Annotated in this window: 11 protein-coding genes; 4 read left to right on the top strand and 7 right to left on the bottom strand. The window is 74.3% G+C overall.

From position 1 onward, the window contains the following. Positions 1 to 83 precede the first annotated feature (83 nt). The 4 genes from ACIP37_RS12480 to ACIP37_RS12465 all read right to left on the bottom strand — a co-directional run bounded on the left by ACIP37_RS12480 (position 84) and on the right by ACIP37_RS12465 (position 5,335). On the bottom strand, positions 84 to 1,406 hold the full coding sequence (locus ACIP37_RS12480) for a geranylgeranyl reductase family protein (protein WP_363586441.1): 1,323 nt from the start codon (positions 1,404 to 1,406) through the stop codon (positions 84 to 86). A 392-nt stretch (positions 1,407 to 1,798) separates the two neighbouring features. Beyond that, the gene (locus tag ACIP37_RS12475; protein WP_363586442.1) at positions 1,799 to 2,899 is read right to left on the bottom strand and encodes an ionic transporter y4hA; all 1,101 of its coding nucleotides are present in this window, start codon (positions 2,897 to 2,899) and stop codon (positions 1,799 to 1,801) included. A 91-nt stretch (positions 2,900 to 2,990) separates the two neighbouring features. Further along, the gene (locus ACIP37_RS12470; RefSeq protein ID WP_400805900.1) at positions 2,991 to 4,577 is read right to left on the bottom strand and encodes a protein kinase; all 1,587 of its coding nucleotides are present in this window, start codon (positions 4,575 to 4,577) and stop codon (positions 2,991 to 2,993) included. Then, positions 4,574 to 5,335, bottom strand: coding sequence for a serine/threonine protein kinase (locus ACIP37_RS12465; RefSeq protein WP_363586444.1), 762 nt, complete (start codon positions 5,333 to 5,335; stop codon positions 4,574 to 4,576). Before ACIP37_RS12465 ends, ACIP37_RS12470 begins: the two co-directional genes overlap by 4 nt. 282 nt (positions 5,336 to 5,617) lie before the next feature. Here ACIP37_RS12465 and ACIP37_RS12460 point away from each other — a divergent pair, with 282 nt between their 5' ends. Further along, entirely contained in the window at positions 5,618 to 6,025 is a 408-nt protein-coding gene (locus ACIP37_RS12460; RefSeq protein WP_363630528.1) for a hypothetical protein, read from the top strand. Between the two features lie 275 nt (positions 6,026 to 6,300). Continuing rightward, entirely contained in the window at positions 6,301 to 7,083 is a 783-nt protein-coding gene (locus tag ACIP37_RS12455) for a glucosamine-6-phosphate deaminase (RefSeq protein ID WP_363586446.1), read from the top strand. 77 nt (positions 7,084 to 7,160) lie between these two features. Here ACIP37_RS12455 and ACIP37_RS12450 read toward each other — a convergent pair whose 3' ends face one another. From ACIP37_RS12450 to ACIP37_RS12440, 3 genes are all read right to left on the bottom strand, one after another. Beyond that, positions 7,161 to 8,291, bottom strand: a complete 1,131-nt coding sequence (locus tag ACIP37_RS12450) for an aminotransferase class I/II-fold pyridoxal phosphate-dependent enzyme (protein WP_363617322.1) — start codon at positions 8,289 to 8,291, stop codon at positions 7,161 to 7,163. Between the two features lie 7 nt (positions 8,292 to 8,298). Then, positions 8,299 to 9,045, bottom strand: coding sequence for a transcriptional regulator (locus tag ACIP37_RS12445; protein ID WP_400805905.1), 747 nt, complete (start codon positions 9,043 to 9,045; stop codon positions 8,299 to 8,301). Between the two features lie 159 nt (positions 9,046 to 9,204). Then, positions 9,205 to 10,854 (bottom strand): beta-propeller fold lactonase family protein, encoded by a 1,650-nt coding sequence (locus ACIP37_RS12440; RefSeq protein WP_400843751.1) that lies wholly within the window; start codon positions 10,852 to 10,854, stop codon positions 9,205 to 9,207. A 325-nt stretch (positions 10,855 to 11,179) separates the two neighbouring features. Here ACIP37_RS12440 and ACIP37_RS12435 point away from each other — a divergent pair, with 325 nt between their 5' ends. Together ACIP37_RS12435 and ACIP37_RS12430 are read left to right on the top strand one after the other, a co-directional pair. Beyond that, positions 11,180 to 11,623 (top strand): Rrf2 family transcriptional regulator, encoded by a 444-nt coding sequence (locus ACIP37_RS12435; protein ID WP_363586450.1) that lies wholly within the window; start codon positions 11,180 to 11,182, stop codon positions 11,621 to 11,623. 74 nt (positions 11,624 to 11,697) lie between these two features. Beyond that, positions 11,698 to 12,876, top strand: a complete 1,179-nt coding sequence (locus ACIP37_RS12430; protein ID WP_363586451.1) for a globin domain-containing protein — start codon at positions 11,698 to 11,700, stop codon at positions 12,874 to 12,876. Positions 12,877 to 12,961: the final 85 nt, after the last annotated feature.

Here is a 12,961-nt window from a genome sequence, read left to right as displayed (position 1 = left end):
GGACGCCGGACCGGTTCACCCGAAAGAATGAACGGTTCGGCACCGGCCGGACACTCCGGACGGCCGGCCCCGTCAGCGCCCCGTCAGCGCCCCGGCGCGACCCGCCCGACCAGGTGGAGCAGCCGGTCGAGGGCGTCCTTGGAGTTGGGCTCGGTGAGGTTGACCATGAGCCGGAACGCCACCTTCAGCAGCGCCGGGTGGCCGAGCCCGGCGGCGCCGGCCGCGCCGAGCAGCCTGGGCCGGCCGAGCAGGTCGGCGGCGAGGCGGCCGAGCGCGAAGTAGCCGGCGTAGGCGGAGCGCAGCGCCTGCGGGTAGGCGCGCAGGGCCAGTTCGCGGCCGCGGTCGGTGCGCCGGGCGAGGGCCTGGACGATGGTCTCGGCGGCGTAGCGGCCGGATTCCATCGCGTAGGCGATGCCTTCGCCGGTGCCGGGGCTGACCGTGCCGCCGGCGTCACCGATGAGCAACAGGCCGTCGGCGTAGTGGGGTTGGCGGTTGAGGCCCATCGGGAGGGCGGAGCCGCGGACGGGCTCGGTGACGGCGTCGGGGGTGTAGCCGTACGCGGGCGGCAGGTTGTCGCACCAGCGGCGGAGCAGGTCGCGCCAGTCGAGGTCGACGTGGGCGGTGTCGAGGACCCCGAGGCCGACGTTGGCGGTGCCGTCGCCCATGCCGAACACCCAGGCGTAGCCGGGCAGCAGGCGGCGGGCGGGGTCGCCCGGGTCGCGCAGGTCGAGCCAGGCCTCCAGGTAGCGGTCCTGGTGGCGGGGGGTGGTGAAGTAGGTGCGGTAGGCGACGCCCATGGCGCGGTCGGTGCGGCGGTAGCGCTTCATCGCGACGGAGAGGCGGGTGGAGTTGCCGTCGGCGGCGACCACGACCGGCGCCTGGTAGCTGACGGGCCGGCGTTCGTCGCCGAGCTTCGCGGTGACGCCGGTGATCCGGCCGCTCCGCTCGTCCACCAACGGGCCCGCCACGTTGGCCCGTTCGATCAGCCGGGCGCCGGCCGAGGCGGCCCGGCGGGCGAGCAGTTCGTCGAAGTCGGCGCGCCGGCGGACGAGTCCGTGGCCGGGGTAGGCGGACAGCTCGGGCCAGTCGAACTCCAGCGCGCGCCGGCCCGAGATCAGCCGCAGCCCCTGGTTGTGCAGCCAGCCGGCCTGCTCGGAGACGTCGATGCCGAGGTCGGTCAACTGCTTGACGGCGCGCGGGGTGAGGCCGTCGCCGCAGACCTTCTCGCGCGGGAACGCGGACTTCTCCAGCAGCAGGACGTCCAGGCCGGTGCGGGCGAGGTGGTAGGCGGCGGTGGAGCCGGCCGGGCCTGCGCCGACCACGATGACGTCGGCGTTCTCCTCGGTCCGGGCGGGCCGGGGGGCCCGGCCGCCGTCTGCGGGCACCTGCTGCTCTGGGCCGGGCATCACGCACTCCCACGGGGTCGGATCGACTGCGGGCCCGACGGGGCCGCAGGGCTGCCCGGACGGACTCGGACAGGGTCATTCGGACAGGTTGTTCGGACGGGGCCATTCGGACGCGGCCGGACTCGGCGGTCCGAGACGGACGATAGAGAACCACGGCACCCGCCCGCCGCCCCGACACGCGGGCCCGCCCCGATGACCGGTCAATACCGGCCACGGGGGCGGCTGCGCGGTCACCCGCCGGGTCGGGGCCCGCCGTTGACCACCGCGCCGGAGACGGGGCCCGGCCCGTCGGCGGGCCGCCGTCCGACACGCTCCCCCGGGAGACCACGGAGCCCCTGCCTCCGACGGCGGTGTCGGACGGCAGGGGCTCCGTGGAACTGCCACCGGCGGCGTCAGGGGTTGAGCGCCAGCACCACGTAGGCGGCCAGCACGGCGAGGTGCACGGCGCCCTGGAGCGGGGTGGCCCGGCGCGGGATGACCGTCAGGGTGCCGAGCACGACGGTCAGGGTCAGCAGCACCATGTGCGCCGGGCCGAGGCCGAGGACGAGCGGGCCGGAGAGCCAGGAGGAGGCGATCGCGACGGCCGGGATGGTCAGGCCGATGCTGGCGAGCGCCGAGCCGAGGGCCAGGTTGAGGCTGGTCTGCAACCGGTTGCGCAGGGCCGCGCGCAGCGCCGCGATGGTCTCCGGCAGCAGGACGAGCAGGGCGATCACGACGCCGACGACGGAGTGCGGCAGTCCGGCGTCGTCCACGGCGGACTCGATGGTCGGCGAGACGCCCTTGGCGAGGCCGACCACGGAGACCAGGGCCACGCCGAGCAGCAGCAGGCTGATCCAGGCGGCCCTGGCGGTCGGCGGCGCGGCGTGATCCTCCTCGTCGAGCACCCGGCCCTCGGGGGTGACCGGCAGGAAGTAGTCCCGGTGCCGGAAGGTCAGGGTGGTCACGAACAGCCCGTACAGCACGATCGAGGCGGTGGCCGCGAAGACCAGCTGGGTGGTGGAGAACTGCGGGCCCGGGGAGCTGGTGGTGAAGGTCGGCAGCACCAGGCTGAGGGTCGCCAGGGTGCCGATGCAGGCGAGCGCGGCGCCGGTGCCCTCGGCGTTGAAGACGGCGGTCCGGTACTTGATCGCGGCGACCAGGATGGACAGGCCGAGGATGCCGTTGCAGGTGATCATCACGGCGGCGAACACGGTGTCCCGGGCCAGGGTGGCGGACTTGGAGCCGCCGTCGGCCATCAGCGTCACGATCAGCGCGACCTCGATCACGGTGACCGCCACCGCGAGCACGAGCGATCCGAAGGGTTCCCCGACCCGGTGCGCGATCACCTCGGCGTGGTGCACGGCGGCGAGCACGGCGCCGGCCAGGAAGCAGGCGACGACGCCCACCACCCAACCGGGCAGGTCCCGGTGCCAGGTCAGGGCGAGGACGACGAACGACACCACCGGAACGACGACGGTCCATTGCGCGGCGGCCGCGCGGAGCTTCGTGATCATGCCGCCGAGCATCCCAGACCGGGGGCCGCCCACCCGGTTGCCCGCGCCGGGATACGTAGGGATGTGGTACAACTCATCCCGTTTTGCCCGCTCACCCGCCGTAGTCGGCGAGGTACCGGAGCACCTTGTCGACGTGCGGGCGGACCCGTTCCGGGACGCCTCCGGAGGCCGCCACGGTCTTGTCGCTGGTCCGGTAGGCGGCGGTCACCAGGGCCGGCAGGTCGCGGGTGAGGCCCCGGTGCTTGAGCTGCTGGTCCAGCCAGCAGACGTAGTTGCCCATCGCGGCGATCGCGTCGCCCGGATCCAGGTAGGACTTGGGGCCGTCGTGGGCCGCGGCCTTCGCCCAGGCGTCGAAGACGGCGGGCGTCCACATGGCGATGCCGTACTCGCCGGTCTCGGGGCGGGCCGCGTTCGGGTCGAAGCCGCTCTCGGCCTTGAGCATCGCGGCCAGCAGCGCCGGGGTGATCTCGGGCTCGGGGCAGCGCCGGGCGGCGACCTCGATCATGCCGCGGTAGGCCACCGGGACGTCGGAGCCGGCCGGGATCGCGCCGGGCGGCGGGGGCGCGGCCGGGTGGGCGGCCGACCCCACGGCGGGTACTGCCGCGCCATGCTCCGCGGCCTCCGGCTCGGGGGCCCCGGTCAGGGCGAGGACGGCGGCGGCGCAGGCCAGCAGGCCGGTGGCGGCCCGCAGGGCGCCGCCGCGGCGGCAGGCCGGACGCGCGCCGGCCCGGGCGACCAGCGCGGCGAGGTCGGCGCGGGCCCGCTCCTCCCGCCCGGGGGCCAGGCAGGCGGTGACCACGGCCCGCCAGGGCCCGGGCAGCGCCTCGTCCAGCCGCAGCGGCGCCGCGCCGCGCGCGTACGCCTGGGCGGCCAGCGAGCGGGCCCAGGCGGTGGCGCCGAGGAACGGGTGCAGGCCGCCGGTGAGCACCTGGTGGGCGATCACCCCGAAGGCCCAGATGTCGGCGCTGGGGCGCACCGCGACGCCGCGCGCGCCGGTGCGCTCGGACCACCACTCGGGCGGGACGTGGTCGGGCGAGCCGAGCGGCGGCGTGTAGGCGTGGGTGCCCTCCAGTTCGGCGGTGAGGCCGAAGTCCGCGATCTTGGCGGTGCCGTCGGGCATCAGCAGGATGTTGGCCGGTTTGAGATCCCCGTGCACCCAGCCGCCCCGGTGCATGTGGGTGAGCCCGGCGCAGACCTCGGTGAGGACGCGTCCGGCGCCGGGCACCGGGGTGCCGGGGCGGGCGGCGGCGAGGACGTCCTGGAGGCTGCGGGCGGCGCGTTCCATCACCAGGGCGACGGCGCCGTCCAGGCCGGGGTGGGCCGGGTCGTCGACGACCGTCACGGCGAGGGTGCGGATCAGGTGGGGGTGGTCCGCGCGGCGGCTGAAGCGCATCTCGCTGCGGGCGACCTCCGTCATGGTCCGCCGCTGGCCGGGGCTGAGCCGGGCGGGGCTGAGCAGTTTGACGGCGGCCGGGGCACCGTCGGGGCCTTCGGCCGCGTACACGCTGCCCCAGGCGCCGGCCCCGAGGTAGGCGCCGGTGCGGTAGCCCGCGAGCCGGTAGCCGGCCGGTACCTCGAACTGCTGGTCCGGCGGGGGCTGGTCCTTCTCCGGCACCCACTGCTCGGACGCCGGCTCGTCGGGCGGCTGCCCGTCGGGCGCCTGGCCGGCGGGCCTCACGGTCGGGCGGCCGGGCGCCGGGGCGGGAGCAGGGCCAGGTGCTCCTCCCGGACGAGGTCGAACTTCAGCGCCAGGGCCGCGAGTTCCTCGCGCTTGCCGCCGCCGGGGCCGTCCTCGTAGGGCTCGCGCAGCCGCAGCTTCGTCCACACCAGGTAGTCGATGTGGTAGTTGACCGCCGAGCGGGTCAGCCCGTGGCAGGAGGGCAGGGCGCGCAGCCGGGCCAGCACCTCCGTCACACCGGGGACGACGGCGGCGGAGGGCGAGCGCAGCCGGGGCTCGCAGAGCGCGAGCAGCACCAGGAAGTACTTGGCGGTCGGGTCGAGGGCGAACGGGCTGACGGTGAGTTCGCCGCCGACGCCGCCGGGCCGGCCCTCCAGGTAGGCGTGCTGCGGGGCGAAGACCTTGAACCAGGCGGGTTCGCCGAGGGCGGGCAGCAGCACCCGGGAGAACTCGAACGGCACGGGCGCGCCGAGCCGGCCGGGCGCCACCTTGACGTGCTCGCCCGCGCCCTCCAGGTTTTCCACCACGTAGGTGGCGGAGGTGCTGAAGTTGGACAGCCGCCAGTAGTCCTCGGCGGCGGTGACCTCCCCCGCGCGCCGGGAGACGCCCTGGTCGGGCAGGGGGATGGGGGCCGGACGGCCGGGCTCGCCGCGCCCGAACGCCGCGGCCTCGCCGGGGCCCATCCGCAGCAGGCCGGGCGGTTCGCCGGGTGCCATCACGGGCTCCCGGTCGGGCAGTTGCACGATGACCGTGTCCACGCCGACACCTCCGTGGTTCGGGTCGATGCTAACGGCCCGATTCGCCCCGACGGCAGTTCGCCACTCGGACGAGTGAAGGGACACCGCCAACCCGACCCGGGCGTCGCCGAGTTGCCCCCGGGCCGCCCACCTGCCGGTCCGTCGACCGCTCGACGGGTGGTTGCAGCACGTAGTTGAATGGTCACCTTGAGTGTGACGCAACACACACACGGCATGTCCACGTTCTGTGCAAGACTCATCTCAAGGAGTGAGATCCCCTTAATTTCCAAGGAGGTTCATATCATGCGCGCTCGGATCGCAGCTGTGACGATGATGGTGGCAGGGATAGCAGGCCTGGCGGCCGGACCGGCCATCGCGGCCCCGGCGACGACCGAGAACGAAGCGGTGGCCTGCGCCTCCGTGCTCAACAAGCCCTGCATCTCGCACCAGCACGACGGTGAGGGCTTCTTCGGCGTCGCCCAGGTCTCCGCCGACCCGCGCCAGTTGACGATGGTTCAGGTCGAGGTGCGGACCCAGAAGGCCTGGGGCAGCCCGTGGGAGACGATCGCCTCCGCGACCACCGTGCGCCTGGGCTCCGCGAAGGCGGTCACCCCGCGCGTCGTCACCACCGACCTGCGGATCATCTGCGCCACCGCCGGCCCGGCACTGGAGGCGACCCAGCAGGTCACCACCTGCACCAACCCGTTCTGACGGACCCCGCCGCTCCACCAGCACCGGGGCCCTCGATCGACCCGACCCACCCCATCCGCCGGGGCGCCCGCGCCCCGGCTCCAGGGCCGGCCGCCAGCGCACCCGGCGGCCGGCCCGTCGGCATGCGGCGCCCTCGCAGGTCGGCTCCCGGCGGTCCGGGGCCGGCAGAGCGGCTCCGACCAGGGCCCGAGTGGACCTGGGGCACCCGTTCACGGCAAACTGGTCTAGACCTCAAGGGTCTAGACCAAGCACCCGGCTCAGAACGGTGGACCAGTATGGAAATCGTGATCGTCCCTGACGCCTCAGCGGCCGGCGAACTCATCGCCGCGGCGATCACCGATCTGCTGACCGGCAAGCCCGAGGCCCTGCTCGGCGTGGCGACCGGCTCGACGCCGCTGCCGATCTACCAGGCCCTCGCCGAGCGGGTCCGCGACGGCCGGCTCGACGCCTCCCGGGCGCGCATCTGCCAGCTCGACGAGTACGTCGGCCTGCCCGCCGGCCACCCCGAGTCCTACCGTTCGGTGGTGCTGCGCGAGGTCGTCGAGCCGCTGGGCCTGACCGAGGACTCCTTCCTCGGCCCGGACGGCAACGCGACGGACATCGCCGCGGCGGCCACCGCCTACGACCGCGCGCTGGCCGCGGCCGGCGGCGTGGACCTCCAGCTGCTCGGCATCGGCACCGACGGCCACATCGGCTTCAACGAGCCCTGCTCCTCGCTGGCCTCCCGGACCCGGATCAAGACGCTCACCCGGCAGACCCGGGAGGACAACGCCCGGTTCTTCGACAGCCTCGACGAGGTCCCGCACCACGTCATCACCCAGGGCATCGGGACCATCCTGGAGGCGCGCCACCTCGTCCTGCTCGCCACCGGCGAGGCCAAGGCCGAGGCCGTCGCCCTCTCCGTCGAGGGCCCGCTGTCCGCCGCCGTCCCCGCCTCGGCGCTGCAGCTCCACCCGCACGCCACCGTGGTGGTCGACGAGGCCGCCGCCTCCGGCCTCAAGCTCGCCGACTACTTCCGCGACACCTACGCCGCCAAGCCGGCCTGGCAGAAGCTCTGAGGTCGGCGGGCCCGTGTGGGAGGCAGTCGCCTCCCGCACGGGCCCGACCCACGTTCCTTCCCGGCAGCGCCCGGCGGTCAGCGCGTGCGGAGCCAGTCGCCGAAGGCCGCCAGGGCGGGGCCCGGATCGCGGCGCCCCAGGCCGATCCGGAAGCGGTCGGCGGGAGCGGGCGTCAGGTCGGAGTGGAACATGCTCGCGGGCAGCAGCAGGACGCCCGCCTGCTCGACCAGCGCGGTGCAGAAGTCCTCGACCCCGTCCGCCCCGAGGTAGCGCGGGTAGGCGACGCAGCCGCCGTCCGGGGCGCGCCACTCGAAGAGGTCGCCGAACTCGGCGAAGAACGCGTCGAACCGCGGCAGGTTCTCCGCGATGATCGCGCGGTTGCGCGCCAGGATCTGCTCGCGGGCGTTGATCGCGATGCGGGCCAGCACCTCGCTCGGCGCCGAGTTGCAGATCGTGGTGTAGTGCTTGGCCCGCTCCAGCCGGGAGCGCAACTCCTGGTCGCGGCAGGCGATCCAGCCGATCCGCAGGCCGGGCAGGCCGAGCGACTTCGAGGTGACGTTGAGCGAGAGGGCGCGTGCGGAGAGGTCGGCGGCCTGCGGCAGCGCCCGGGCCGGGTCGCGCTCCAGACCGCGGTAGACCTCGTCGGAGAAGAGCCGGATGCCGCGCTCGTCGCACAGCTCCACCAGACGCGTGAAGTCGGCCGCGTCGATGACCTTGCCGGTCGGGTTGTGCGGGAAGTTCACCGACAGCACCCGGGTGTTCGGGCGCAGTGCAGCCGTGACCGCGTCGAGGTCGAGCGCCCAGTCGTCCTTCTCGTCCAGGGCGACGCCGGTGACCTCGCAGAGGGAGAGCGGGATGGTCTCGGCGGACTGGTAGTTGGGGGTCACCACCACGGCGTGGTCGCCCCGGTCGAGGAGCACCTGCATGGCGAGGTTGAGCCCCTCCTGCGCGCCGCCGAAGCAGAGCACGTCGTCGGCGTCGACCTCCTGGTACATCCCGGCGATGGCGCGGCGCAGCTCCGGATCGCCGTAGGTCTCGGTGTAGCCGAGGGCGAGGCCGTCCCAGGCCCGGCGGTCCTCGGGGCCGGCCAGGGCGAGGAGTTCGGCCATCGTCATGGTCTGGGCGTCGGAGGCGGCGAGGTGGTGGCGGGCGCTGAACTCCCAGCGCGAGAAGTAGGTTTCGAGTCGGAAGTCGGGGAGCCTGGTCATCTCTCTGTCACTCGCTCTCGTCGGCGCCGGCGCCGGGGTGCCGGTGCTGGGGCTCGGGGGCCTGCTGGTTCTCAGGGGCTTGCCAGGACTCAGGGGCCCGCCGGGGCTCGGGGGCCTGCTTGAGCTCGGGGGCCTGCTTGAGTTCGGCGAGCAGGGTGTAGGCGGTCGAACGGGAGACCCGCAGTGCGGTGGCGACGGCCGGGACGGCGCGGCGGACCGCGAACACCCCGGCCTGGTCGAGTTCGCGCAGGACGGCGAGCCGGTCCTCGCGGCCGAAGCGTTCGAGCGGGCGGCCGTGCGCGCGGACGTAGCCGCCGATCACGTCGTTCATCCGCTCCGTCCAGTCGCGCTCGAAGAGCGGTTCGGGGCGGGGCGCGGTGGGCGCGGCGAAACCCGCCAGCAGGGCGGCGGCGTGCTCCAGCGGGCCCCGGTCGAGGTTGACGCAGAGCACCGCCGAGGGCCGTCCGGCGTCGTCGCGCAGCACGGCGCTGACGGAGGAGAGCCGGCGCCCGTCGGGCAGCAGCTTCTCGTAGGGCCCGTAGACGTCCGGGGCGGACGGGTCGAGGGTGTCCAGTTCGCCGAGCAGCGACGGGTCGCCGGGGGTGCGGGGGGTCATCGGGTTCCAGATGGCCAGCACCCGGTCGGCGGTGGCGTCGTGCAGCACCACCTCGGCGTACGGCCCGAGCAGCAGGGCCACGGCGCGGCAGACCGGTGTCCAGGTCCGGACGCGCGGGTCGGGGGTTTCGGTGGTCATGCTCGGACTGTACGTCCAGGCCAGACGTTTAGTCCAGACGATTCACCCGCGACGTTTCGTTCAGGCGTTTCGTTCAGCCGTTTCGTCCGGGCATCCGGCACCTGCGGCGACGACGAAGGCCCCGCCGACGCAGGCGGGGCCTTCGGTGCTCGGGGAGGGTCAGTGGCAGGTGATCAGCAGTCCGAGGACGGCGGTGCAGCTGCGGGTGTCCCGGCTGGTGGCCGGGGTCGGGTCGGCGGGCACGCCGGCGGTGCGGGCCACCGTGACGTCGAAGCTGCGGATCAGGCTGAGCAGGCCGACCGAGATCGAGAAGTGCCGGGTGGTGCTCGCCCCCTTGGCGAGCGGCCCGGTGAGCTTGCAGGTGAGCTTGGTGCCCGCGATGGTGCAGTCGCTGGAGGTCGCCGCGAGGCCGGCCGGGAGGTCGGCGGAGACGGTGCCCGAGGTCAGCGTGTCGGGGCCCTGGCCGGTCAGCGTGACGGTGTAGTCGACCCGGCCGCTCAGCAGGTTGGACACCGGCGTGGCGGTCAGGGCGACGCCGAGGTGGGCACTGGGGGCCGTGTAGCTGAAGCGGTCGGCGGCGACGGCGGCGCTGGTGCCGCCGGGCGTGGTGACCCGGACGTCCACCGGCCCGGTCACCGCGGTGGCGGGGGCGGTGGCGGTGCAGCTGGTCCTGGTGCAGTTGAAGGCGGTGGCGGCGCCCGCCGCGCCGAAGGTCACGGCGGTGGCGCCGTTCAGGTCGGTGCCGGTGACGGTCACCGTCGTGCCGCCGACCCCCGAGCCGCCGGACGGACTGATCCCGGTGACGGCCGGGACGGGCAGCGGGAAGTCGAGCACGTCGACGGCGCCGCCGGTGAAGTCGGTGAGGTAGCCGCGCCGGCCGTCGCCGGTGATCGCCAGGCTGTACGGGCTCGCGCCGACCGGGACGGTCGCGGTGACCGTCCGGCTGGCGGTGTCCACGACGCTGACCGTGTTGTCGGCGTAGTTGGAGACGTACGCGGCGCTGCCGTCCGGGGCGAGCGAGACGGCGTACGGGCCGGCGCCGACGGCGACGGTGCCGACGAGCGTGTTGCCGGTGGTGTCGAGGACGCTGGCGGTGGCGTCGTCGGCGTCGGCGGCCCACAGCCGGGTGCCGTCCGGGCTGAGCGCGAGACCGAAGACGCTGCGGCCGACGGGAACGGTGGCGCTCACCGTGCTGCTCGCGGTGTCGATCACGTTCACCGCCTTCGCGCCGGAGGCGGCGACGTAGAGCCGCTTGCCGTCCGCCGAGACGGCCAGCCCGTGCGGCTCGGCGCCGACCGGGACGGTGGCGGTGACCGTGTTGGTGGTGGTGTCCAGCACGCTCACGGTGTCGGCCCCGGCGTTGCCGACGTAGGCGCGCGAGCCGTCCACGGAGAGCGCGAGGCCCCACGGCTGGGCGCCGACCGGGACGGTGGCCGTCACGGTGTTGCTCGTGGTGTCCACGACGCTGACGGTGCCGTCGAGGTGGTGGGTCAGGTACGCCCGGTGCCCGTCGGGGGACAGGGCGACCGCGTAGGAGCCGGTGCCGGCGGTGAAGGTGGCGGCCACCGTGTTGCTCGCGGTGTCCAGCACGCTCACGGTGCCGCTGCTCTGGCTCGTCACGTAGGCGTGGCCGCCGTCCGGCGTGAGCGCCACGCCCGCCGGGTAGGGCGCCACCGGCACGTGCGCCTTGACGGTCGGCGGCGGTGTGGCGGCCTCGGCGGTGGCGGGCTGCGACAGCAGTGCGGCCGTGGCCGCGGCTATCGCGGTCACGGCCGTCCAGGTGCGCCCGGGTGCGCGACGTGTTCTCACGAGTCTCTCCAGCATGGTCGGTCAAGGGATGCAACGCCGGTCGCTCCAGCCCCCTGCGGATCCGGAGCCGCACGAAGCGTAGAAGCCGGTATGACCATCCGTCAGGGGCTGATCGGTAATGTCGCCAACTGTTCAGATTCGACCGAGATTCGGACAGAAGCCACCCCGCCGGCCGCGCCCCGTCGCGACCAGGGACTGGCCGGGGGCGGGGCGCGGGCCGACCGTGGATGGGTCATGGGTCGGTCGGGGGCCGGTCGGGGGCCGGTCGGGGCGGGGGCGTGCAGGAAATTGGAGTTGTGGAGTCGCATTCGATAGCGTTTCGAACGTGAGGCTGACCAAGAGCACCGACATCGCCCTGCGGATCGCCATGCGGCTGGCCGTCCTGAGCGAGGACGCCAACCCGACCACCCGCGAGGTGGCCGAGGCGGTCGGCGTGCCGTACACCCACGCGGCGAAGGTGGTCAGCCGCCTGCAGCACCTCGGCGTGGTGGAGGCCCGGCGCGGGCGCGGCGGCGGGCTGCTGCTCACCTTCGCCGGGCGGACCGGCTCACTCGGGCTGCTCCTGCGCGAGCTGGAGGGGGTCGGCGACGTGGTCGGCTGCGAGGACGACCCGCCGTGCCCGCTGCGGGCCGCGTGCCGTCTGCGCGGTGCGCTGCGGACCGCCCAGGAGGCGTTCTTCGCCGCACTCGACCCGCTCAGCATCGACGACCTGGTGGCCGCACCCACCGGCCCGGTGCTGCTCGGCCTCACCGCCAGACCCACCGACTGATCCCCCACCCCCCGGGGCCGGGCTCACGCACGGCCTTTAATGCGAATCTCACATACCAGTTAGGAGCCGGACTGATGCTGTCCGCCAAGTCCGCCGAGGTCATCGAGGCCACCCTGCCCGTCGTGGGCGGCGCCATCGGAGACATCACCCCGCTCTTCTACGACCGCATGTTCGCCGCCCACCCGGAGCTGCTGCGCGACCTGTTCAACCGCGGCAACCAGGCCAACGGCACCCAGCGGCAGGCGCTCGCCGGGTCGATAGCCGCCTTCGCCGGCGCGCTGGTCGCCCACCCCGACCAGCGGCCGGACGCGATGCTCGCCCGGATCGCCCACAAGCACGTCTCCGTCGGAATCGACAGCAGCCAGTACCGGATCGTCCACGAGCACCTCTTCGCCGCCATCGTCGAGGTGCTCGGCGAAGCCGTCACGCCCGAGGTCGCCGCCGCCTGGGACGAGGTGTACTGGCTGATGGCCAACGCCCTCGTCGCCGTCGAGGACCGGCTGCGCGCCGAGGCCGCCGCCGGCGGCGACCAGGCCGACCTCTGGCGCCCCTACACCGTCGTCGCCCGCTACCAGGAGACCGACACCGTCACCAGCTTCCTGGTGCGCCCCGCCGACGGCGGCCCCGTCCCCGCCGCCCGGCCCGGCCAGTACGTCTCGGTGCGCACCGAACTGCCCGACGGCGCCCGGCAGATCCGCCAGTACAGCCTCTCCGGCACCGCCGACGGCGCGCTGCGCTTCACCGTCAAGCGTGAGCCCGGCGGCGAGGTCTCCGCCCACCTGCACGACCACCTGCACACCGGCGGCCTCGTCCACCTCGCGCCCCCGCTCGGCGACATCGCCCTCGCCGACGGCGACGGGCCGGTGCTGCTCGCCTCCGCCGGCATCGGCAACACCCCGATGACCGCCATGCTCGACCACCTCGCCGCCACCGGCTCCGCCCGGCAGGTCGTCTCGGTGCACGGCGACCGCGACCAGCTCACCCACGCCTTCCGCGCCGACCTCGCCCAGCTCACCGCCAAGCTGCCGAACGCCACCGCCCACGTCTTCTACGAGCGGCCGCTCGGCGACTGGCCCGCCGAGCGCACCGGCCTGGTCGACCTCGCCACCGTCGACGTCCCGGCCGGCACCACCGCCTACCTGTGCGGCCCGCTGCCCTTCCTGCGCGCCGTCCGCGAGCAGCTCCTCGCGGCGGGCGTCCCGGCGGCGGACATCCACTACGAGGTGTTCGGCCCCGACCTCTGGCTCGCCTGAGATCCCCTGGGACCCCACGACGTCCCCGAGATCCCCCGCCCCGGCCGGCCCGCTCGGTACGATCGCGAGCGGGCCGGCCGGTGTC

It is taken from the genome of Kitasatospora sp. NPDC088861 (assembly GCF_044750105.1).
Lineage (GTDB): Bacteria > Actinomycetota > Actinomycetes > Streptomycetales > Streptomycetaceae > Kitasatospora.
Note: the sequence above shows the minus strand (reverse complement) of the source record. Positions and strands in the feature narration are given on the sequence as shown.

Bases quoted from the DNA above. Each gene is read 5' to 3' on its own strand.
- ACIP37_RS12460 (WP_363630528.1), top strand. From the start codon at position 5,618: ATGCGCGCTCGGATCGCAGCTGTGACGATGATGGTGGCAGGGATAGCA.
- ACIP37_RS12445 (WP_400805905.1), bottom strand. From the start codon at position 9,045: ATGACCACCGAAACCCCCGACCCGCGCGTCCGGACCTGGACACCGGTC.
- ACIP37_RS12450 (WP_363617322.1), bottom strand. From the start codon at position 8,291: ATGACCAGGCTCCCCGACTTCCGACTCGAAACCTACTTCTCGCGCTGG.
- ACIP37_RS12475 (WP_363586442.1), bottom strand. From the start codon at position 2,899: ATGATCACGAAGCTCCGCGCGGCCGCCGCGCAATGGACCGTCGTCGTT.
- ACIP37_RS12430 (WP_363586451.1), top strand. From the start codon at position 11,698: ATGCTGTCCGCCAAGTCCGCCGAGGTCATCGAGGCCACCCTGCCCGTC.
- ACIP37_RS12480 (WP_363586441.1), bottom strand. From the start codon at position 1,406: ATGCCCGGCCCAGAGCAGCAGGTGCCCGCAGACGGCGGCCGGGCCCCC.
- ACIP37_RS12455 (WP_363586446.1), top strand. From the start codon at position 6,301: ATGGAAATCGTGATCGTCCCTGACGCCTCAGCGGCCGGCGAACTCATC.